Genomic DNA, 20,584 nt, shown 5'->3' with positions numbered 1-20,584 from the left:
AGACGACTGGTGCGTCCACACTTGCGAATAGGGATTTGAGGAGCCGCTGATGCCGTTTGGCTGGTTCAACGACCTGGTCTTGCATTTCGAGGACGAAGGCCCTGCCAACGCTCCCGCTCTCGTTTTCGTCAATTCGCTGGGAACCGACTTACGAATCTGGGACAAAATAGCGGCGCAGCTTCGCGTCGAATGGCGCATCCTGCGCTACGACCTGCGCGGCCACGGCTTGTCAGACACACCATCAGCGCCCTATGCGATTGACGATCATATCGGCGACCTTGCGGCGCTCATGGATGCTCGGGGGGTAAAAGCTGCTCTCGTCGTTGGGCTGTCGGTCGGCGGGCTGATCGCCCTGGCGCTGGCAAGCAGGCGCCCTGATCTGGCGCGGGCCCTCGTGCTGAGCGACACGGCGCACAAGATCGGCACAGGGGAGATGTGGGATGCACGCATCTTGGCGGTCCGGCAGGGCGGCATGGCCGCCATTGCCCAGTCAATCTTGGTGCGCTGGTTTGCGGTGGAATACCCTGTGAACAGGCCGGCTGATTTCGCCGGCTATCGCAACATGCTGATCCGCACGCCGGTCGAGGGCTATATCGGCACCTGCGCGACTTTGCGCGATGCGGACTTGACTGCCGTCGCGAGCGAGCTTGCTCTGCCGGCGCTCTGTCTGGCCGGGGCCGAGGATGGCGCCACACCGCCCGATCTGGTGCGATCCCTCGCCGCACTTTTGCCGGGAGCGCGCTTCGAAATGATTCCAGGCGCCGGTCATCTGCCTTGTGTGGAGCAACCTGAGATCATGGCCAAACACATTTCGGCATTTGCCAGGGAGGCGGTCTTTGCCTGACCAGACGAAACGACCGGACCGGTTTGCCCGCGGCATGAAAACGCGCCGCGCGGTCCTGGGTGATGCGCATGTCGATGGCGCCGAGGCGAAGCAGACCGATTTCGACGCCCCCTTCCAGGCCCTGATCACCGAGGGCGCCTGGGGATCGGTCTGGTCGCGCCCTGACTGGGACAAGCGGCAGCGCTCGATCGTGACCATCGCGCTGCTCGCCGCTCTCGGCCATGACGAGGAGCTCGCCATGCATGTGCGCGCGACGCGCAACACCGGTGCCACCAAGGAGGACCTGCGCGAAGCCATGATGCATGTCGCGATCTATGCCGGCGTTCCGGCGGCGAACCGCGCCATCAAGATCATCAAGGCGTGCTTTGCGGAGCAACGGAACATGCGGAAATGATCGAGCTCGTCGAATTCATCAGGCGCGATCGCGCCTGGCACCCACCTGCCGACACGCCCCGCTACAATTCGACGTCGCTGCGCGCGCCACATCGCAAGCTGCTTTCGTTGCCGCAGTCCATCGGGGAGTTGAGCGGCCCGGTGTTCGGACACGACAAGCTCGACCCGCTCGATGCCGACTTGATCCGCAACTACGCGAGCGACGGCGAGGCGATCGGCGAGCGCATCCTTGTCCATGGCAAGGTCATGGACGAGACAGGTCGGCCGGTGCCCCATACCCTGATCGAGATCTGGCAAGCCAATGCCGGCGGCCGCTACCGCCATGTGCGCGACAACTACATGGCGGCCCTCGATCGCAATTTCGGCGGCTGCGGCCGTTGCCTCACTGATGCGGAGGGTCATTATTCTTTCCGCACCATCAAGCCGGGGCCCTATCCGTGGCGCAACAACGGTTCCGACTGGCGGCCGGCCCATATCCACCTTTCCCTGTTTGGCCATGCCTTCGTGCAGCGGCTCGTGACCCAGCTCTATTTCGAAGGCGACCCGCTCATTCAGCGCTGCGCGATCGTCAACACGATCCGTGATCCCGCAGCCATCGACCAGCTCACCGCCAAGCTTGACATGGACAACATGGTGCCCTTCGACAGTCTGGTTTACCGTTTCGATATCGTGCTGCGTGGCCGACAGGCGACCTACTTCGAGAACCGGCCGGAGGGCAGCTGACATGTCGCGCCCTCATCTGAAGGAAACGCCGTCACAGACCGCGGGTCCTTTCGTCCATATCGGAACCGTTCCGGCTTCGGCCGGTCTCAAGACCCGCAGCAATGAACATTCGAATATTCTGGCCGGGGCCGAGACACCTGGCGAACGCATCATCATCGAAGGCCTCATCCGTGATGGCGCCGGCGCGCCGGTCACCGATGCCATGATCGAGATCTGGCAGGCCGATCGCGAAGGCCGCTATGGATCCCCTACTTTCTCCGGCTGGGGACGCGCTGTTGCCGATTTCGAGACCGGCCTCTTTCGTTTCGAAACCATCAAGCCGGGAGTCGTGCCGTTCCGCGACGGCCGTCCTCAGGCACCGCATGTCGCTTTCTCGATCTTCGCGCGCGGCATCAACATTCATTTGCAAACCCGCATGTATTTCCCCGAGGAAACGGTGGCGAATGCAGCTGATCCGGCGCTCGAGGCCGTAGGCCAGTCCGCTTTGATCGAGACCCTGATCGCCCGCAGAGAGGAGAGAGGAAACGAGATGGTCTATCGCAATTATGCCTGTCAGTGGCAAGAGCCGGGTCAGGCTCCATTCCATCGGAGAGCCGGCTGTCATTGGGGGAATTACTGTCCAGCACGGTGATATGATCATCGGCGACGCGACCGGCATCGTCGCGATTCCACAAGCCGCCCTTTCCGATGTCACGACCAGAGCTGAAGCCCTGCACGCGCTGGACGGCAAAATAGAGTCCGCGCTCAGGAACGGCAAGACACTGGGTGAGGCGGTGAAGCTGACCGGGTATGTTTGACGCCATTATTCCCGATTAGCTCCAGGCATCGACGTCGATCATAGCTTCAGCAAATCCCTCCGGCGCTTCTTGCGGCAGATTATGACTGATGCCGCCCGAAACGAGGCGGTGCGCATATTGCCGGAGAACTTCTTCGCATAGGCACTCGGCTCTGGATGGGCGCGCCACTGGCATCGCCTTCGAGCGTGATCGTCGGGACAGCGATGACACGGCGCTGGGCGACGAGCTTTACAGACGTTTCCTCCTGCGCAAATCCGACGAGCTCCGTCGCCGCCGCAGCTTGAAAGGCAACGATGCATCCCTCCCCTACCCGGTCGGCATGGGCAAACCCTTGGTTAAACCTGATCAGCCCGGCCTGAGGAGGATCGCCTAAAACACGGGCGCGATCGGAAGGAACCTCGCAGGAAGTGCTTGCAATCGCGGACGAAGCCGTGAGAGTTTGAAAATATCAGTCTGGGAATATCGTCTGGAGCACCGGACCGAAAAGCTTGTGGTCGGGCTTGCCCCGACCATGCGAAGCGGTTTTCAGAGAATCTGATGCGTAAATCAAAGAGTTGCAGCGCCGAGGTGATTCCATAAGAACGCCCGGCGCTCTAACGGCGGTTTCTTGAAAATTCCCTGTATTCACCGCTACCCCCTCGCCATTTCTTCGTCGCGAGGATCCGCCGACGGAGGATTGACGGCACCGCGCTTGTGACACTTGTCTCGCTTTGCTGCGATCCGAGCAGATTGTCCGTATTGCCAGCATCCGGCGGAAGTGTCAGACGGAGTCTTGGGCACGGTCCGCGCAGTAACCGAAGAGATCGCGGGTGAATACCAGCTTTACCCCATTGATGTCCCTGACCGCGGTTGCACTAGACATCGAGGCGACAGGCCTCGATGCGGCGACAGCGCGGGTCATCGAAGTCTCGGCCATCCGCCTGGACGGCCAGGAGGTGAATTCGAGCAAAACGTTCCATCAGTTCATCAATCCGGGCGTGCCGATACCGGAGAGGGCGAGCCTGGTTCACGGCTTGACCGCGCGCGATCTTCGCGGCGCCCCGGCCTTTGCACACGTGACCGAGGCGCTCGACGCATTCGTCGGATCCTCCGTCGTGATCGGCCACAATATCGGCTACGATCTCGCTGTCATCGATCATGAGTTCAGGCGTCTTGATCGCAGCTGGAAGATTCCCGCCTGTCTCGATGTCCGTGTGCTCGCGCGTCTCGTGGCGCCAAACCTCGCCGGCTATTCCCTGGAAACCCTATGTGACTGGCTCGGGGTCGACATCCTGCGCCGCCACCGCGCATTCCCCGATGCGCTGGCCGCCGCCCAGGTCTTTGTCAGGCTCGTGCCGCTCTTGCGTGATGCCGGTGTCAGGACCTTAGCCGAAGCCGAGGCCGCAAGCAGCAATCTGCCGGGCGAGGAACGCCTCCATCGCGTCGCGGGCTGGATATCCCCGGACCGCACGATCGCAAGCGGCAACAGGCCTGCGGCCGCGATGGTGGAGACCTATCCGTTCCGCCATCGCGTGCGCGACGCCGTGCGCCACAGTCCCGTCTTCGTCCAACCGTCGGAGGCGGTCGAGCGCATGGCCGAGCTCATCCTCGAACCGTCAGCGGGCGGTGTTCTTGTCGTGCGATCGGACAAGAAAGAAACCCGCCTCATCACACAGAGCGATCTCCTGCGTGTCATGTCGATGCCGGCGGCCGAACGCCCGCGCGCCATCGCCGGGATGAAGCTCGCGCCCTGCTCGCGCGTGACGGATGATGATTTCCTGTATCGGGCGCTGGCGCGCATGCAGCGACTGGGAACAGATTACCTGTGTGTGGAGAACCGGCGAGGCGAAATCGTCGGGGTGCTTTCCGCCGCCGATCTTCTATCCCATCGCGCCACGGCGGCGCTCGCTTTGGGCGACGAAATAGAAAGCGCAGAAAGCGTGGCCGAGCTCGGCCGGGCCTGGGCGCGCCTGCCTTCGGTCGTGGAAAGCCTGTTGCGCGAAATGGTCAATCCGGAAGATGTCGCCGGCATAATCTCAGCCGAAATCCGCGCGCTCACGGCGCGGGCGGCGCATATCGCCGAAGCCCGCATGGTGAAGGAGGGTCGAGGCCCAGCGCCGGTTCCCTATGCCGTCCTGGTATTGGGTTCGGCGGGCCGCGGCGACAGCCTGATGAATGCCGATCAGGACAATGCCTATGTCTATTCAGCCGGCGAGCCCGATGGACCGGAAGACCATTGGTTTGCAGCAGCCGGCGCCTATTTGACCGGCGTCCTGCATGAGGTCGGCATCCGCTATTGCGAGGGCGGTGTGATGGCCAGCAGTCCATCCTGCCGCCTGAGCACCGGCAACTGGAAAGAGGCCATTGCCGGCTGGATCGGCAATCCGGGCCCCGAGGCCGCCCTGGCCAGCGACATCTTCTTCGATGGCGTGCCCGTCCATGGCGACTTCGCCCTTGCCGGCGAAGTAATGGATTTCGCTTATGGTCGCGCGGCCGGGGCGCCTCAGTTCATAGCCTCGCTCGCCGCGATGGCGCGGCAATGGCAGCCGCCCGTCAAACTGTTCGGCCGACTCCAGGTCGACGGGGATGGACGCCTCGACCTCAAGCGCAACGGGCTTCTGCCGATCACGACGCTGGCGCGCGCCCTTGCTCTCAAGCATGGCATTCGGGCGCGCTCGACAATCTCGCGGCTCACTGAAGTCAAGGCGCGCGGCCTCGCCGAAGCCGAACTCATGGACAAGGGCATTGCCGGATTCCGCGCCCTGATGAAGGCGGTACTCGACCAACAAATCGCCGACAGCCGCGCCGGCGTGCCGATATCGAGCCGCGTCGAAATCGCACCAAAGGGCGTACGCCAGAAGGCTGCTCTGGTGGAGGCCATCAAGGCAACGGGCAGCCTGATCGCAGCGACATACGAGCGCTAGACTAGACCGGGTCAGAGAGACCCACACAAGGCCGCCTTCGGGAGACGTGTCTGACGGGACTGGTGTATACTGGGGTTGCTCTAGCCTTTTATTGGCACGCCCTTCCGCTAACGGGTTGATGGCGCGAGACCGCGCAGCAGGAGTCGAACCGATGGCTAATCTTGAATCGAAAGTACGACGCTACATCACACCGGTGCTGGACGCCGATCCACTCTTGGTCTCGGCAGCGTCCGGGGCTACGCCGGCGGTGGGCTATCTTGCTTCGTTTGCCCTGACCGCAGTCGCGACTGCCGTAGCCGTCGGTGTCAACAGCGGTGTCACGATTCCGAACATCTCGCTCCTGTTCGTCGTGCCGGTGGTAATCGCGGGCGTCAGCTTCGGCCTGGGGCCTTCCCTCTTCTCGGCCGTACTCGGCGCTTTCGCCTATAATTTCTTCCTGACTGAGCCTCTTTACTCACTGGCCGTCGACGACCCGGCATATATCTGGGCGATCGCACTGCTTTGTGTGGTCGGATTCATTGTAAGTGGCGTTGCCTTCACATCGAGGCTGAGAGCGAGCGATGCGGTGCTCCTGAGACGACAGCTGACCCTCGTGCAGGATTATGGCCGCGCCGTCCTGGCGGCAGACGGCAAGGAGGCCATCGTCTCTGCCACTTCCAAGACCCTGGCAATGCTGTTCCAGAACCCGGTCGTCGTGATGCTTTATTCGGAAGGCAAGGCGGTTTCCGTCAGCACGGTCGGCGGCGTGGAGCCGCGCGAGGCTGACTTCGAGGCGGCGCGAGCATCGCTGGAGACGGGAACCGTCGCCCGCGCCGGTATCTATCCTTCCGTGGCCTCGCGCTTCGACTTTTGGCCAGCGACGGCAGCGGGGGGACCCCCGGCAGTTCTCGGACTTGCATTCGATCCCGGCGAACGGCCTCCAGCAGCAGACACGCTGGTCGTTATCGTTGGAAGTGTCCTGGCGCTGGCGCTTGGCAGTCGACATTTTCCGATTGGTGGGAACGCTCGCTCCGCGGATTGAGAAAGCCCGCCTCACACTGCCGCCACGTAAACAAAGGCCGTTCGCCAGATCACCAGTAAGAAATCGCGGATGGGATGCCTCGCTCACCGCGTGAGCGCGATGCGCCGGCATTCGGCCGGCAGGCTCGAGAGTGGCGGTGGCGGCGGTGGATGCGGGTTCTGCAATTTCGGATGCTCTATCCAATACCAGGGCTTGTCGCCCATCCAGTAGGCGAGTTCCTGACCACAGCCGGTCCCGTCCTTGGGCACCGCAGGTGACTGGTTCTTGCAATCGGGCGAGTCCTTCGGACAGACGATGCGGACATGGAAATGAAAAGTGTGCCCGTACCAGGGACGCACCTTGGCCAGCCACGACCTGTCGCCCGTCGCCCATTTGCAGAGCTCCGCCTTGATCGGCGGGTTCACGAAGATGCGCGCGACTTGCGGATAAGACGCGGCGCGCTTGATGAGGCGGGCCTGCGCTTCGGTCCAGGCCGACCTGTCGAGCGTATGGCGGTCCTTCACCATCTCGCGCGGCACCATGTCTTCCCGCTCTTCGGTGGTGAGCGTGTAGCCGGGCATTGGCGTGAGCCAGATGTCGGCATCGAGCCCCATCTGGTGGCTGGCATGGCCATCGCGCATGGGCCCTCCGCGCGGCTGGGCGACGTCGCCGACCAGGAGACCGTTCCAGCCGTCATATTTCTTGGCGTCGGAAGCGAGCTTTTCGATTAGCGAGATCATCGCCGGGTGGGCCCAGTTGCGGTTGCGGGATGTGCGCATCACTTGCCACGCTGCGCCATCGACGGGGAGCGCCTGAGCGCCCGCAAGACAGCCGCGCGCATAGGTCCCGATCGCCCGCGCCTTCATGCTGATCGGCGCCTTGATGGCGCCAAATACCTGCTTGGCCGGCTTCTTCAGCAAGGCACTGGTGGTGCTCGCCACCCGTTCAGGCTGGCTCAGCGCTGCCGCAGGACACATCACTAGGGCCAGGAGAATCGAACCCGCGAGAGCGACGGTGGGAAATTGTTTCGACGTGCTCAACGTCATATGCCGCAAAACGAGGGTCCCCAGCGAATCAACAGGCCGACGAAAAATGACACTCATGCACGAGGCTCGAAGCGCTTACTCCGATCAATGCCGCTCACCAAGGATGTCATCATTAAAGTGTTGTCATCTGGTATAGCGGCTATGGACTGTGGTGATATCTTTGCTCCCGCGCGGATCAGCGGCTCATCGAACAGCGAAAGAGCGGACGGCTATCATCTGAACTTCAAGAAATGCGAGCCTTGATGCTTGCCATATTGTTCTCAGAAATCGACCTCGTCGTCGAAACCGGCACCGTAGTCGCCACTACCGAAACCATCAGCGCTGTAACCGTAGCCACGATCACTATAGTCATCCTCGCCGTTGTAGTTGCCATCCCAGCCATAACGGTCCCAGCTGCGGATACGGTCAACACCCTCAATGCGGCCGCTGCTCGATCGTAGCGTGATCTTGTACAGGCCGTCGTCGCGGATTCCGCGATAAATATATTCACTGCCGTGGCAGTCGAGGGGTTTCACGCTGTGAAAGCCGCCCGAAGCCACGATACGCCGGCCTTCACCGCAGCTTACTCCGCTACGAGCTGGCCAGTAGTATGGGCCTTGATCATTTGCGGCGCCAAGACCGATGCCGACAAGCGTGTCAGCGTGGGCCGCTCCCACAGGACCAGTAACCACAAGGATAACACCCAGGCCCACCGTCACCATCAGCGCTTTTAGCATGCCCCGCCTCCTGTGCCCCAGATGCCCTCAAGCTGCGCGGGAATCATGAAAAAAATGGGGCGGCTTCTGCACTATTCTCCAAAGACACCCGGAATTGCCGTTCACTAAGGCTGTCAACATTAAAGAGCTGTCATGTGGCGCAGCACCTATGGACTGTCACGGCACCTGACGGCACTCTCAAACTCAACCGGTCAAGACTGCGATGCCGCAAGCAGAAACGCGACGGAGTTGGGTCCGGGGGTTGTGACACGGTCGCGGGATCGTCCCTCCCTCGGCCGAACATGGGACTGCGCGTAGAGATCTCCTGCCGACTTCCGCGCCTGTAAACGCTCAGCCAAGGATATAAGCGATGACATCTCATCCATCCAATAGCGTAAGCCTTCATCCATACTTCAACGCGCATCCCGGCAAGCTCGAGGCGGTGAAAGCGTCTCTCCCCGCGTTCATCTCCAAAACCGCGACCGAGAGAAAAAATCTCTACTACGACTTCACTATAAATGGCGACAACCTGTTCTGCCGCGAAGCCTATGTGGACGCCGAAGGGCTATTGGAGCATCTCACCAACGTTGGCCCAATGTTGCAGGAACTGCTGACCATCGCCGACTTGACCAGATTGGAGGTTCACGGCCCCGCAACTGAATTGGACAAACTCCGAGACGCGCTTGCGCCGTTCAATCCTGTTTGGTTCGTTTACCAGAGTGGTGTTGAGCGCTGACATGCGGATCGAGTTACCGCCGGATGGCTTGGGTCGGCCGCCTTCGCTAGCGCGCCAGGACTAGCCTCGGTTGCGATCGCAGGCCACTCCTATGGCGGTGCCGTCAGCTTAGCCGCGGCGGCAAGGCATCCCGAGCTCGATGACCACCTCGACTTACTATCTGATTTCCTTGGATTGTCGGTCCAATCCATCATGGCAGGTGAGCCCCGCAGTATAATTCCTCGACCTGGGGCCCGAAATGGGCGCATGGTCAGTTTTGGAATCAAGATGAAAGGCTAACTGGATGTCGGATGGCGTAAAATATGCGAGTTCAATCAATCCAGGCCGCGCTGGAGGGTTTGATTGGACCATTCGGAGCGGCGTCGTAATAGTCAAAAGCGGTACCGACAGGACACTGGCCGCCGCCCAAAGCAATTCGCGGGATGCAATCGAAGTCCTTTGCCAAGCGGCTCCGCCCAGCAAGCGGTCCAAGAAACGTGTCTGATACCGGGCTTTCCGCGGCAACCGGAAGTCAAAGCCATTCGATATAGCGTCCACCGCAATGTGGGCAAGCAACTGTGCCCGGCGACGCGAGGGCGGGCATGAGAGGCATGTGCCTGCCCTCGAGCATCCAGCAATATGGACAATCGGGATGTATTGCCATGTGAGGCTTGTAAGCCGCCAGGCGCGCTGGTCCGTTAAGGCCGGCGTGCTCCTCCTTCGTTAGAAGGGCCAAACGTTCGGCATGCCAGGATTGTTGCTGCGATCGCTCCAAGCGTCGTTTCTCGTCCACGACACCAGGCAAGTGCTTCTTCAGAGTTGCGGCCATCTGGCCCGCTTCACTTCGCAAAAGATCTGCAAGAGTCATGATCCGAACCTCGGAAAAGCGGCCAGCAGCGCAACGCGCCGATCACCGAACCAGAGCCGTGACGGCGCGTAGGTTACGGCTCCTATCGACGGCTTCTGCAGCCTGATGCATGTCATCTCCGCCGGAAGTGCTCCCCCTACCCGTCCTGACTTCGATGATCTCGAGCGGGACGTTGCTGAAATTCGAGAGCTCGCACATCGCTGCGCCAGGAACATGGAGTGATCCGCCCTCTCGGACAGTCCGCTCGACACCTCCAACAATCGTGCTGGCGGTTCCCTTTATAACGATCCAATGCGCGGAATGACGCATTTGACGACGTGAGCCGACCACTCCTTCGGGATCGACCACAATCCGTTTCACTCCCTCTCCAGCGCTCTCGATGTAACCCCAGGACTGAACGTCCCGCCTATGCATACTCGCTTCCCTTGTGTTCTCACCCTGAAGCCTTTCGACAACCCCCTTTATCTCCTGGATCCGCTCGCGCGGGCACACCAGGACGGCGTCAGCAGTAGCAACAACCACGAGATCCGCGCCGCCAATAACGGTCGTGAGAATCCCTTCGGAATGAACGAGACAATTGCGGCTTTGTATCGCCATGCCCCGGCCCAATGCCGCGTTGCCACACTCGTCATGCGGCAATATTTCCCAGATCGCATCCCAGCTGCCTATATCCGACCAACGAAAGCGTCCGGCAACGACGGCAGCATTGCCGGTCTTTTGCATCACGGCATAATCGATCGATATCTTTGGAGACGCTGAAAAGGCCGGTTCATCGAGCCGCATGATGCCTCGCCCGGATTGCGCGGCCGCGATTGAGCGGCGCGCCGCCATAAGCACGTCGGGCGCGTATCTGGCGAACTCCTCAATCATCACATCGGAGCGGAACAGGAAATTACCGGAATTCCAGAGATAACCCTCGTTGAGATAGGTAACTGCATTTTCACGAGTCGGCTTCTCGAAGAATGCCTCGACCAGGCTGACATCGTCATTTTCTCCAGCCGGCGCGCCTCGCCGTATATAGCCGAAGTTCGTCTTGGGCGCCGTGGGCGGAAGACCGAAGACGACAATCTTCCCATCATCAGCCGCTTCAAGTCCAGAGCGGACCGCCTCGAGAAAAAGGGAGTCATCAAGAATGACGTGATCAGCGGCGAGCACGAGCACGGGTGATCCCGAACGCCGATGCTCCACCAGCAAAGCCGCTACGGCAACGGCTGCCGCTGAATCGCGCCGGCAGGGTTCGAGGATGAGCGAGACCGGCCGGTCCACGATGCCGGCCTGCCGGCTGGCGAAGGATTTGAATGCCTCGCTCGTGATGACTATCGGGTCTTCGAACAAATCCGGATCGGAGACCCTTTGAAGCGTCTGTTGAAAGGTCGAGAGCGAACCGACCAGTGGCTGAAACTGCTTCGGCAATGAATCGCGCGAGACTGGCCACAGCCGCGAGCCGCCGCCGCCGGCGAGGAGAACGGGGACTATCCTGGCAGTTGCCATCGCTTTTCCTATCTTTTTGGCCGGCGTGATTTGCCGGGTTAAAAGCGCCGAAACCTCAGGATGGCGGCGCTTGAAGCGTCTGATTGTAAGCGCCGACGTCCGGATTCTCGCGCAGCACGGCATCGACGGCGTGAAACATCTCATGCAGTCGCGCTTCAGATGTCGGGCTCTCGACCACGACGACCAGTTCCGGCTTGTTGGAGGAAGCCCGCACCAGTCCCCAAGTGCCGTCATCCGTCACCACGCGGATGCCGTTCACGGTCGAGAGACTCTTGATATGCGCACCGGCAATCGGTTCATCAGCCTGCTGCATCAGTTCAAATCGGTTAACGACCCGATCGACAACGCCATATTTCAGTTCGTCGGCGCAAAGGGCTGACATGGTCGGAGAACCCCAGGTCTTGGGCAACTCGCGATAGAGATCGGCCATCGATTTTTCCGGATTGCGGTCGAGCATGTCGAGAACGGCGATCGCCGTCACCATGCCGTCGTCATATCCCCTGCCAATTGGTGCGTTGAAGAAGAAATGACCTGACTTCTCGAACCCCGCCAAAGCGGAGAGATCCTTTACGCGACGCTTGATATAGGAATGTCCCGTCTTGAAATAGTCGGTCCTGGCGCCTTGGGCAATCAACACCGGATCCGTGGCAAAGAGACCGGTCGATTTGACGTCCACCACGAATTGCGCGCCGGGATGGAGCCTCGACAGATCGCGGGCGAGCATGACGCCGATCTTATCAGCAAAGATCTCCTGGCCTTCATCGTCGACGATGCCGCAGCGGTCGCCGTCGCCGTCAAAACCCAAAGCAATGTCAGCGCCACATTCCTTCACCTTCATCGCCATGGCATGAAGCATCTTCATGTCTTCCGGATTCGGGTTGTAATGCGGGAAGTTGTAATCCAGCTCGGTATCGAGCGTGATGACCTCGACACCCAGAGCCTCGAGAATTCGGGGAGCAAAGGCTCCTGCTGTACCATTGCCGCAAGCCACTACCGCCTTGGTCCGGCGCTTGAATGGAGGACACCGGGTCAGGTCGGCGACATAGGTGTCGGCAAAGTTCTCTACGAAACGATATGCGCCGCCTTTGCGCGACTTGTAGCTGCCCGATAAAACGATGTCGCGCAGCCGGGCCATTTCATCGGGCCCGAAAGTGACCGGACGCTCGGCACCCATTTTCACGCCGGTCCAGCCATTGTCGTTGTGAGACGCCGTCACCATGGCGACCACCGGGATATCAAGGGCGAATTGGGCGAAATAGGCCATTGGCGACATTGCGAGGCCGATATCGTGCACGGTACATCCGGCCGCCATCAGACCCTGGGTGAGCGCAATCTTGATCGCCATGGAATAAGCGCGGAAATCATGGCCTGTCACGACATGCGGCTGCACGCCAAATTCATGGACCAGAGTCCCCAGTCCCATGCCCAGCGCCTGCACGCCCATAAGATTGATCTCGGGCGGCTCAGCGGAACCCGGATGGCCGAACCACCAGCGCGCATCATATTCCCGGAATCCCGTCGGCTTGACGAGCGGCATCATTTCGAAAGCCAGAGTGTTGGGGATGAGATTGGCGTATGGTTTGGGCAGCATCGCCGTCATCCACTCAACGTCTGCAGGAGCGCGGTAATCTTGATCGTCGCGAAATTGGAGAAAGTATCCGATACCGCATAGGGCAGGATGATCTGATCGCCGTGGCGAAGCGCGCCGCAACTATAAACGACATTGGGCACATAGCCTTCGCGCTCGGCGGGCTCAGGGCGAAGAAGCGGCTCGGCGGTTCTGGCGAGAATCCGGGTCGGATCCTGTTTGTCCAGAAGAACCGCGCCGATCGAATATTTCCGGATGGGACCGACGCCATGAGTCAAGAGAAGCCAGCCTTCTTCGAGCTCGATCGGCGATCCACAATTGCCCAGTTGTACGAATTCCCAAGGGTATTCAGGCTTCAGGATGACCCGGCCACTTTCCCAGGTGTAGAGATCATCGGAGTAGAGCAAATAGAGATTCTCGTTGTCCTGCCGGCCGATCATCGCGTAATGGCCGTCGATTTTACGCGGGAAGAGTGCCATTCCCTTGTTCCGTGCCGCCAGACCGCCAAGAGGCGTCAGGCGGAAGGAAATGAAGTCGACGGTCTCGATCAGCTCGGACCGGATGGCTCTGCCGCTATAGGCGGTATAAGTCGCGTAGAAAATCTTACCTTCGCCGGTGTCGAATTCAACAAACCGAGCATCCTCGATGCCATTTGACTGGGACAGAGTGATTGGAAAAATAACGCGCTCGCTCAAATGCCCATCGAGCTTGAATATGACCTCGACATCCTCGCCGTCGAGCCTGGCGGAACGGTTTTGAACCTTGGGGATGGACGCAAGACGTGCGGTCGGATCAATGGAGACGTCGCCCTGCGCCGAGATCGATCCAGAGCGGAAGGTCAGTGACGAAATGTGACCTTCGCCAACGGCACGAAGGCTCAGGATGAAGCGGCACCCGCCCTCAGGCGCCCCTGTCTGGTCGGGATTTCGGACAATACTGGGATTGAACAAGGCAGCCGCCTCAAAAGAATATTCATGAAGAAAATAGGCGCCGACAAGCTGGCGCTGGATCTTGCTGAAAGCAATATGAGGTGCCAAGGCATCCTCCATTTCGGCGGCACGCTCTTCGAATGTCTCCAGCAGGTTCCGGTGCCGGCCATTGAAATTTTCCAGCACGTCCGCCAGTTGCACTGATGCCGCGTCAGGATCGAGCCCGATCACCCGATCGACGATATGGTTGGCGCGCGTCTTGTCCGTCGGATTGAGGTCGCGCGGCTCGATCGCCGGCTTGAACGGGCGCACGACGACCCTTGAAGGATCCGGGCGCAGATAAAGCGCCTGTCGGTTCAGGAACATAGGCGTGAACGAAGCTCCTTGCTGTCATTCGCGTGGCAATTGGGAGCGATCAGGCGCTTAGCGCCAGTCGCGATGATGCTTGTTCGGTGCGATCCGGCGCGGCGTCGGCGCGCATGAAGCGTCGGATTTCAGTCAGCCCGAGAAGATATGAGAGAACCGATTCCGCCCCCTTGTTCTCGCTCGGCCGGTCTGGATGAAGCCCATCCGAACAACTGCCGATGGCCAGATCTACCAGGGGACATGCGAGGTCGTTGTCTCCCAGAAACCAGCTGAAGGCGCGCATGGCACCGACTTCCCACTCACCGGTGCTGTTTGCCCGCCATGCCGTGAGACAGGCCGAGATCGTTGCCGCTGCCTCGACCGGCTGCTGGTCGAACCGTTTGGGCGACTGCCAGGGTATACCGAAGCTTTCCGTCCCAACCGGTCGGAAATGCCCGGTAGGCGCGGTCTGCTGTGTCATGAGCCAGCGCAAGGTCCGCAGGCCGGCATCGACATAAGCGGGCGTCTTTGTCGCCAGTCCGGTCAGAAGCAGGGCCTCGGGCAGGCGCGCATTGTCATAGGCAAGCAGGTTTTCGAACCATACCCAGTCCGCCGTTTCGACCGAGGCCAATGACGACATCAGCCTGGCGGCAAGAGTTTCACGACATGTGGTGACGGCTTGATCCGCCGCATTGGCTGCGCAATAGGCGTCCAGTCCGAGAAGCGCGAAGGCCCAAGCGCGCGGAGACTGAAACGTCTCAACCGCCGGAAGGGCAGTGCGGAAGAGCGCCGCCGCCCACTGCCGACGTGAAGCAGCCGTGTCGCTCCTTGCACATTCACCGAGCGCCCACAGCGTGCGCCCGTGGCTATCTTCCGAGCCAATATCCTCAAGCCAGCGCCGGTCATAGCTCATGAAATTCCGAAACCTGCCACTATCCGGGTTCCAGGCATGTTGGATGAAGGCGGCAAAGCGCGCGATTACCCTTTCGGACAAGTGACTTTCGCCAAGGCTACCAAGCCGCGATGCAAAAATCAGGGCGCGCGCATTGTCGTCGACGCAATAGCCGTGAGAGCGGTCAGGCACGGAATGAACGGCATGCTGCAACAGGCCCGTGCTATCGCACATGGACAGGAAGTATCTGAGCGATATTTCAGGAACGGGATATCCGGCGCGCCAAAGCGTTTCCTGCTCGATACGCGTCGATCTGGCCGGTGGACCAATCGTGCGCGCTTCGTCGAGAACCATGCGGTAGCGCTTCGCGGTCTGCGCCCATGTCATCAACCGACTCGTCGCATAAGCCCGCTTGCGCATGGCGTGCCGGCGAACGTCGTTGGTAAGCAGCCCGGCCACCGCCGCGCCAATGGCCTTAGCATCAGAGAACGGGACGAGGATGCCCCTCCCTTCGGCCAGCAGTTCCTGGGCGTGCCAGTAAGGTGTCGAGACGACGGCCTTGCCCGAGCCAAAACTATAAGCAAGCGTGCCCGACGTCATCTGGGCTTCGTTGAGATAGGGCGTGACATAGACGTCAGACATCGAGATGTATTCCAGAAGCGTCGGCTGGTCGACGAACTGGTCAACGAACACGACATGACCATCGACGCCGAGGTCTCTTGCCCGTGTCACCAGCCCCTCGCGATAGGCTTCTCCCTGCTGCTGCACCAGATTGGGATGCGTCGCGCCGAGCACCACATAGACGGCGTCTGAGCACGATTCGAGGATCGACGGCATCGCGTCGATCATGACTTCGATGCCTTTGTTCGGAGAAAGGAGACCAAATGTCAGGATGACGGGCTTACCGCTGAAGCCGAGCTTTGCCTTGGCAAAATGTGTATCGAGGAAGGCGACATCGGGAATTCCGTGCGGAATTACCTCTATCCGATCCGACGACATGCCGTAGACACTGCGAAGAAGCTCGCGCCCCTTCTCCGCCATGACGACCACCTTTGCGGAAGCATCGATGATGCCACGCATGACGTCGCGCTGAACCAAAGTGGGCGCCGAGAGAACCGTATGAAACGTGGTGACGACCGGCATGTGAAGTCGAGAGAGAAGCTCAATGATATGACCGCCGGCTTCGCCTCCGAATATTCCGAATTCATGCTGCAGAGACACCGCATCGAACCGCGCCTGATTCAGGAACTCGGCAGCCCGCACATACTCATCCACCACCTGGTCCTGAATCTGAAATCGAACTGCCGGGGGATAGTCGTAGGCTCGCCCCTGATCGGTCATGGCGACCACATAGGCCTCGATATCGGGTTTCGACATCGAGAGCGCACGATGAAGATCGTGGGTAAATGTCGCGATCCCACAACGGCGGGGAAGATAATTGCCGATGAGCGCTATTCTGGTATGTGATGTCGGTTGTGCGTCCATTCAAACGTCCTTCAAAGTGAGAGGCCTGATAATTCGACTCCGGCCGACATTTTCATGCGTTCCTACGCGGCGACCCTTGAGGGACGGCACCATTCGTAATGCGTGGCTGTCGGATCTTGCGATCCGCACGCCTATCTACCTCTCAGCGTCTCTATGAAACCGCCTAAGGCGTCGCGGCTCCCGGCCCATAGTCCACGGGTCTTGCGGACCAGCTCAGGGGTCTCAAGGACCAGCCCAGGGATCCTGCGGACCGATTCCCTTCGGGTCTCGGCAGTCACCCTGCCGGCCGTCTCCTTGACGGCGTCGTTGGCGTACTCCGCCGATACCACTGTTTGAATTTTGTTCATCAATCATCTCCTTCGGAAAGGGGAAGGAAGCGGCTCAATGGTCGGGCACAAATCCCATGCCAAGCTTGAGATGTAACTCTGTGCTTATGGCGGGCGAGTGCCGGCGCGGCAAATCTTCAAGCCGGATAGCTTCCAATGCCTTCGAGGCGGGAGCTGCTATCTCTCTGTCACCAGTATTGCCCAGAGATAAATGCTGATGATGATGATCATATGGGCTCTGGCGCGCCGAATACCTAATCAATTCTTTCGATAGCGCCAGGACGACGACAATGAATTAATTACTTCTGACGCTTTCCGTACTGGACAGCCTTCGGTCGCGCCGGCGGGCTTGCGAATACCGAGGATACAGAGAGCGTCGGCACGATTTCCGCCTTCTGCTTCTTGGGCTTCTTGTGTTCTCTGTTGCGTCTCATCTGGCTTTTGGCCATCGTGTCCTCCATGATTCAACGTATGCGGCGATCGGTCGAGTCAAAGAAGACTCAATACTGATAGCAAGGCAGTATCGATGCCGTAGGATGCTGGGAGCCAGACGACCAATGACGATTGCGCCAAGGCGGTCCTGCTATGACACATTTACGAAGCGCCTGACCATTCTGGATCGCAGGGAACAAGCTTTGACATCCGGCTGCGAAGAACGAACAAACGATCGAAATACTCGGGATCAGTATCAAGGATAACCTCCAGGGCCTGAAAGGCGGGAGCTGCTATCTCTCTGTCATCAGTATTGCCCAGGGGTCGAAGCTGACGATACATCGTCATATGCGCTCTCATGCCCAGATTACCTAAGCAATTCTTTTCGATCACAGCTCGTTCCAGCGCCAGAACCGGATCCTTCCAATTGCGCCAATGCGAAAGAATTCCGCCCCTCCCATATGATATCGCTTGCCGATCGAAGGGCGTGACACCATGTTGGAGAATAGGCTGGCACTCTCCTATTCAAAGCGCCAGCCCACCCTTCACACAAAACATGTTGCGCGCAAGCGCTTCTTGACCGCGAAAGCTCGGCTTTCGCGGAACCTGCCCTTTGCAAGGAGAACCTTATGAAGTTCCGCCCCCTCCACGATCGTGTCGTCGTCCGCCGGCTCAAACAAGACACCCAGAGCAAAGGTGGCATCATCATACCTGAAACCGCCAGGGAGAAGCCGGTGCAGGGCGAAGTGGTCGCCGTCGGCCCCGGTCGCAGGGACGAGGCGGGTAAACTCATTCCCATCGATGTGAAGGCAGGCGAGATTATCCTGTTCGGCAAGTGGTCGGGAACCGAAGTCAAGATCGACAGCGAGGAATTCCTGATCATCCAAGAAAATGATATTATGGGCGTGATCGTCACGCCAGCGGTCGCAAAAGCCGCCTGAATTCGGCAATACATCCAAGGAATAAGCCCATGGCCGCCAAAGACGTCAGATTCTCCACCGATGCCCGCGAGCTCATGCTGCGTGGCGTCGACATCCTCGCCAACGCCGTCAAAATAACGCTCGGCCCGAAAGGCCGCAATGTCGTGATCGACAAAGCCTACGGCGCACCGCGCACCACCAAGGACGGCGTCACCGTCGCCAAGGAAATTGAACTCGAAGACAAGTTCGAGAATATGGGCGCCCAGATGCTGCGTGAAGTCGCGTCCAAGACGAGCGACATGGCTGGAGATGGCACCACAACAGCAACGGTCCTGGCCCAGGCAATCGTTCGCGAAGGGGCGAAAGCGGTCGCCGCCGGCATGAACCCGATGGACCTCAAGCGCGGTGTCGAAATGGCCGTTGCGGCAGCCGTCGAGGATCTGAAGAAGCGATCGAAGAAGATCGGATCATCCGATGAAATCGCCCAGGTCGGCACCATTTCGGCCAATGGCGAGATCGAGATTGGCCGTATGATCGCCACGGCGATGGAGAGAGTCGGCAAGGATGGTGTCATCACCGTCGAGGAAGCCAAGGGCATGGACACCGAACTCGAAATTGTCGAGGGCATGCAGTTCGATCGCGGCTACCTGTCGCCCTACTTCATCACCAATGTCGACAAAATGTCCGTCGAATTCGAAGATCCCCATATTCTCCTGCACGAAAAGAAGCTCTCCAGCCTGCAACCCCTGCTGCCGATCCTGGAAGCGGTGGTGCAATCCAGCCGCCCGCTCCTCATCATCTCCGAGGATGTCGAAGGCGAGGCCCTTGCCACACTCGTTGTCAACAAATTGCGCGGCGGGCTGAAGGTCGCGGCCGTAAAGGCGCCAGGCTTCGGCGATCGACGCAAGGCCATGCTGGAAGATATAGCCACCCTCACCGGCGGCCAGTTGATCTCGGAAGATCTCGGCATCAAGCTCGAGAATGTGACAATCGATATGCTCGGCCGGGCAAAGCGCGTTCAAATCGATAAGGAAAATACGACCATAATCGATGGCAGCGGAGAGAAAAGTGCTATCCAGGCTCGTATCGGCCAGATCAAGGCACAGATCGAGGAAACCTCCTCGGACTATGACCGCGAGAAGCTGCAGGAGCGCCTCGCCAAGCTGGCCGGCGGCGTTGCCGTTATCAAAGTGGGCGGCTCGACCGAGATCGAGGTGAAGGAGCGCAAGGATCGCGTCGATGACGCGCTCAACGCGACGCGCGCGGCAGTCGAGGAAGGCATCGTGCCGGGCGGTGGCGTTGCGCTTCTGCGAGCGAAAAAGGTCGTCGAAGCACTGACATCCCCCAATGCCGATATTACCGCCGGCATCAAGATCGTCGCCAAGGCGCTTGAGACCCCTCTGCGCCAGATCGCCGAAAATTCAGGCGCCGAAGGCTCGATCGTGGCCGGCAAGGTGTTGGAGAAGACCGGAAACTTCGGCTTCGATGCGCAGAACGAAACCTATGTGGACATGGTCGCGGCCGGCATCATCGATCCGACCAAGGTGGTGCGTGTGGCCCTTCAGGATGCCGCCTCCGTCGCGGCGCTTCTGATCACCACCGAAGCCATGATCGCCGAACGCCCAAAGTCGACCGCGGCACCTCAAATGCCCGCAGGCGGTGGCATGGGAGGAATGGATTTCTGACGGCACATTGTCCGGCCGTCGCTGCCATAAGGACGCAAGTCATGAGAGAAACCGAGTTCAATATCTCCCCGCCCGGGCTGCGTGGTCTCAATCGCCTGGCGACGAAACTGAACGCCCTTATGACAGGCAAGCAAATTGCCGACTGGCATCTCGGACGCTGGAATGACGGAGTCCAGTCGAAGCACGGTATCCTGTTCGACAATGATGACGATGCCGCCGTGGCGAAAGTCAATTGCGACGGTGCGAAGGGAGACTTGGCAGATTGAAAAGCGCCGCTCACTTTACCATCGGACGGGTGAGACACGTCCGAGGAGCGGCCAGATAGGAAGCCAGGACATGGAGTTTCACCATTTCGCACTGGGGCAGGTCGTGAGGCTCATGACTCGAGAGCGCACTGCTTCCGATAAGCTGGCGAAATACCGTGTCACGAGACTACTGCCTTCCGATGGCGCGGAATTCCGATACTGCCTTGAGCATGAAGAGTTCCTCTTCAGCCGGCTGGCGTGG

18 protein-coding genes and 1 pseudogene are annotated in these 20,584 nt (G+C 59.9%); 11 read left to right on the top strand and 8 right to left on the bottom strand.

Features of this window, described 5'->3' with window-relative positions:
* Positions 1–49 precede the first annotated feature (49 nt).
* The 5 genes from pcaD to G5V57_RS20985 are packed head-to-tail and all read left to right on the top strand — an operon-like array spanning position 50 to position 2,757.
* The gene (gene pcaD / locus G5V57_RS21005; protein ID WP_165169507.1) at positions 50–844 is read left to right on the top strand and encodes a 3-oxoadipate enol-lactonase; all 795 of its coding nucleotides are present in this window, start codon (positions 50–52) and stop codon (positions 842–844) included.
* Complete coding sequence (gene pcaC, locus G5V57_RS21000; RefSeq protein WP_206530084.1) at positions 837–1,238, top strand: 4-carboxymuconolactone decarboxylase; 402 nt, start codon at positions 837–839, stop codon at positions 1,236–1,238. The genes pcaD and pcaC overlap by 8 nt, the downstream gene beginning before the upstream one ends.
* Complete coding sequence (gene pcaH / locus G5V57_RS20995; protein ID WP_165169506.1) at positions 1,235–1,960, top strand: protocatechuate 3,4-dioxygenase subunit beta; 726 nt, start codon at positions 1,235–1,237, stop codon at positions 1,958–1,960. Before pcaC ends, pcaH begins: the two co-directional genes overlap by 4 nt.
* 1 nt (position 1,961) lies before the next feature.
* Positions 1,962–2,591 (top strand): protocatechuate 3,4-dioxygenase subunit alpha, encoded by a 630-nt coding sequence (gene pcaG, locus G5V57_RS20990; protein ID WP_165169505.1) that lies wholly within the window; start codon positions 1,962–1,964, stop codon positions 2,589–2,591.
* Positions 2,506–2,757, top strand: coding sequence for a hypothetical protein (locus G5V57_RS20985; RefSeq protein WP_371744575.1), 252 nt, complete (start codon positions 2,506–2,508; stop codon positions 2,755–2,757). The genes pcaG and G5V57_RS20985 overlap by 86 nt, the downstream gene beginning before the upstream one ends.
* A gap of 15 nt (positions 2,758–2,772) precedes the next feature.
* Here G5V57_RS20985 and G5V57_RS34500 read toward each other — a convergent pair.
* A pseudogene (locus G5V57_RS34500) lies at positions 2,773–2,980 on the bottom strand (alpha/beta hydrolase); the annotation flags it as partial.
* A gap of 586 nt (positions 2,981–3,566) precedes the next feature.
* On the opposite strand from G5V57_RS34500, the gene G5V57_RS20975 reads away from it, so the two are divergent.
* Positions 3,567–5,660, top strand: a complete 2,094-nt coding sequence (locus G5V57_RS20975) for a DUF294 nucleotidyltransferase-like domain-containing protein (protein WP_165169503.1) — start codon at positions 3,567–3,569, stop codon at positions 5,658–5,660.
* Between the two features lie 151 nt (positions 5,661–5,811).
* Positions 5,812–6,681 carry a DUF4118 domain-containing protein gene (locus G5V57_RS20970; RefSeq protein WP_165169502.1) on the top strand — a complete coding sequence of 290 codons (870 nt, stop codon included), beginning with the start codon at positions 5,812–5,814 and terminating at the stop codon, positions 6,679–6,681.
* Between the two features lie 83 nt (positions 6,682–6,764).
* Here the strand turns inward: G5V57_RS20970 and mepA are convergent, their stop codons facing one another.
* Together mepA and G5V57_RS20960 are read right to left on the bottom strand one after the other, a co-directional pair.
* On the bottom strand, positions 6,765–7,706 hold the full coding sequence (gene mepA / locus G5V57_RS20965) for a penicillin-insensitive murein endopeptidase (protein WP_371744574.1): 942 nt from the start codon (positions 7,704–7,706) through the stop codon (positions 6,765–6,767).
* Between the two features lie 260 nt (positions 7,707–7,966).
* Positions 7,967–8,422: a hypothetical protein gene (locus tag G5V57_RS20960; RefSeq protein ID WP_165169501.1), complete on the bottom strand. Its 456-nt coding sequence runs from the start codon at positions 8,420–8,422 to the stop codon at positions 7,967–7,969.
* A gap of 349 nt (positions 8,423–8,771) precedes the next feature.
* Here G5V57_RS20960 and G5V57_RS20955 point away from each other — a divergent pair, with 349 nt between their 5' ends.
* Positions 8,772–9,137, top strand: coding sequence for a putative quinol monooxygenase (locus tag G5V57_RS20955; protein ID WP_165169500.1), 366 nt, complete (start codon positions 8,772–8,774; stop codon positions 9,135–9,137).
* 889 nt (positions 9,138–10,026) lie between these two features.
* Here G5V57_RS20955 and G5V57_RS20950 read toward each other — a convergent pair.
* From G5V57_RS20950 to G5V57_RS20930, 5 genes are all read right to left on the bottom strand, one after another.
* A complete protein-coding gene (locus tag G5V57_RS20950) occupies positions 10,027–11,475 on the bottom strand; it encodes a mannose-1-phosphate guanylyltransferase/mannose-6-phosphate isomerase (RefSeq protein WP_165169499.1) in 1,449 nt (482 codons plus the stop codon).
* Between the two features lie 55 nt (positions 11,476–11,530).
* Positions 11,531–13,066, bottom strand: coding sequence for a phosphomannomutase/phosphoglucomutase (locus tag G5V57_RS20945; RefSeq protein WP_165169498.1), 1,536 nt, complete (start codon positions 13,064–13,066; stop codon positions 11,531–11,533).
* 5 nt (positions 13,067–13,071) lie between these two features.
* Positions 13,072–14,358: a glycoside hydrolase family 130 protein gene (locus G5V57_RS20940; protein ID WP_165169497.1), complete on the bottom strand. Its 1,287-nt coding sequence runs from the start codon at positions 14,356–14,358 to the stop codon at positions 13,072–13,074.
* A 49-nt stretch (positions 14,359–14,407) separates the two neighbouring features.
* A complete protein-coding gene (locus tag G5V57_RS20935) occupies positions 14,408–16,714 on the bottom strand; it encodes a glycosyltransferase family 4 protein (RefSeq protein WP_165169496.1) in 2,307 nt (768 codons plus the stop codon).
* 131 nt (positions 16,715–16,845) lie between these two features.
* Positions 16,846–17,061, bottom strand: a complete 216-nt coding sequence (locus G5V57_RS20930; RefSeq protein ID WP_165169495.1) for a hypothetical protein — start codon at positions 17,059–17,061, stop codon at positions 16,846–16,848.
* 1,040 nt (positions 17,062–18,101) lie between these two features.
* Between G5V57_RS20930 and G5V57_RS20925 the strand changes: the two genes are divergently transcribed.
* Genes G5V57_RS20925 through G5V57_RS20915 form a run of 3 tightly spaced genes read left to right on the top strand, consistent with a single transcriptional unit; the run spans position 18,102 to position 20,343 of the window.
* Positions 18,102–18,413, top strand: a complete 312-nt coding sequence (locus G5V57_RS20925) for a co-chaperone GroES (RefSeq protein WP_165169494.1) — start codon at positions 18,102–18,104, stop codon at positions 18,411–18,413.
* A gap of 29 nt (positions 18,414–18,442) precedes the next feature.
* Positions 18,443–20,077: a chaperonin GroEL gene (gene groL / locus G5V57_RS20920; RefSeq protein ID WP_165169493.1), complete on the top strand. Its 1,635-nt coding sequence runs from the start codon at positions 18,443–18,445 to the stop codon at positions 20,075–20,077.
* A 41-nt stretch (positions 20,078–20,118) separates the two neighbouring features.
* The gene (locus G5V57_RS20915) at positions 20,119–20,343 is read left to right on the top strand and encodes a hypothetical protein (RefSeq protein WP_165169492.1); all 225 of its coding nucleotides are present in this window, start codon (positions 20,119–20,121) and stop codon (positions 20,341–20,343) included.
* Positions 20,344–20,584: the final 241 nt, after the last annotated feature.

Source organism: Nordella sp. HKS 07 (assembly GCF_011046735.1).
Taxonomy (GTDB): domain Bacteria; phylum Pseudomonadota; class Alphaproteobacteria; order Rhizobiales; family Aestuariivirgaceae; genus Taklimakanibacter.
The sequence above is the reverse complement of the archived record's forward strand: the minus strand, read 5'-3'. Positions and strand labels throughout refer to the sequence as shown.

Bases quoted from the DNA above. Each gene is read 5' to 3' on its own strand.
- pcaD (WP_165169507.1), top strand. From the start codon at position 50: ATGCCGTTTGGCTGGTTCAACGACCTGGTCTTGCATTTCGAGGACGAA.
- pcaH (WP_165169506.1), top strand. From the start codon at position 1,235: ATGATCGAGCTCGTCGAATTCATCAGGCGCGATCGCGCCTGGCACCCA.
- pcaG (WP_165169505.1), top strand. From the start codon at position 1,962: ATGTCGCGCCCTCATCTGAAGGAAACGCCGTCACAGACCGCGGGTCCT.
- G5V57_RS20985 (WP_371744575.1), top strand. From the start codon at position 2,506: ATGCCTGTCAGTGGCAAGAGCCGGGTCAGGCTCCATTCCATCGGAGAG.
- G5V57_RS20970 (WP_165169502.1), top strand. From the start codon at position 5,812: ATGGCTAATCTTGAATCGAAAGTACGACGCTACATCACACCGGTGCTG.
- mepA (WP_371744574.1), bottom strand. From the start codon at position 7,706: ATGACGTTGAGCACGTCGAAACAATTTCCCACCGTCGCTCTCGCGGGT.
- G5V57_RS20960 (WP_165169501.1), bottom strand. From the start codon at position 8,422: ATGCTAAAAGCGCTGATGGTGACGGTGGGCCTGGGTGTTATCCTTGTG.
- G5V57_RS20955 (WP_165169500.1), top strand. From the start codon at position 8,772: ATGACATCTCATCCATCCAATAGCGTAAGCCTTCATCCATACTTCAAC.
- G5V57_RS20950 (WP_165169499.1), bottom strand. From the start codon at position 11,475: ATGGCAACTGCCAGGATAGTCCCCGTTCTCCTCGCCGGCGGCGGCGGC.
- G5V57_RS20945 (WP_165169498.1), bottom strand. From the start codon at position 13,066: ATGCTGCCCAAACCATACGCCAATCTCATCCCCAACACTCTGGCTTTC.
- G5V57_RS20940 (WP_165169497.1), bottom strand. From the start codon at position 14,358: ATGTTCCTGAACCGACAGGCGCTTTATCTGCGCCCGGATCCTTCAAGG.
- G5V57_RS20935 (WP_165169496.1), bottom strand. From the start codon at position 16,714: ATGGACGCACAACCGACATCACATACCAGAATAGCGCTCATCGGCAAT.
- G5V57_RS20930 (WP_165169495.1), bottom strand. From the start codon at position 17,061: ATGAACAAAATTCAAACAGTGGTATCGGCGGAGTACGCCAACGACGCC.
- G5V57_RS20925 (WP_165169494.1), top strand. From the start codon at position 18,102: ATGAAGTTCCGCCCCCTCCACGATCGTGTCGTCGTCCGCCGGCTCAAA.
- groL (WP_165169493.1), top strand. From the start codon at position 18,443: ATGGCCGCCAAAGACGTCAGATTCTCCACCGATGCCCGCGAGCTCATG.
- G5V57_RS20915 (WP_165169492.1), top strand. From the start codon at position 20,119: ATGAGAGAAACCGAGTTCAATATCTCCCCGCCCGGGCTGCGTGGTCTC.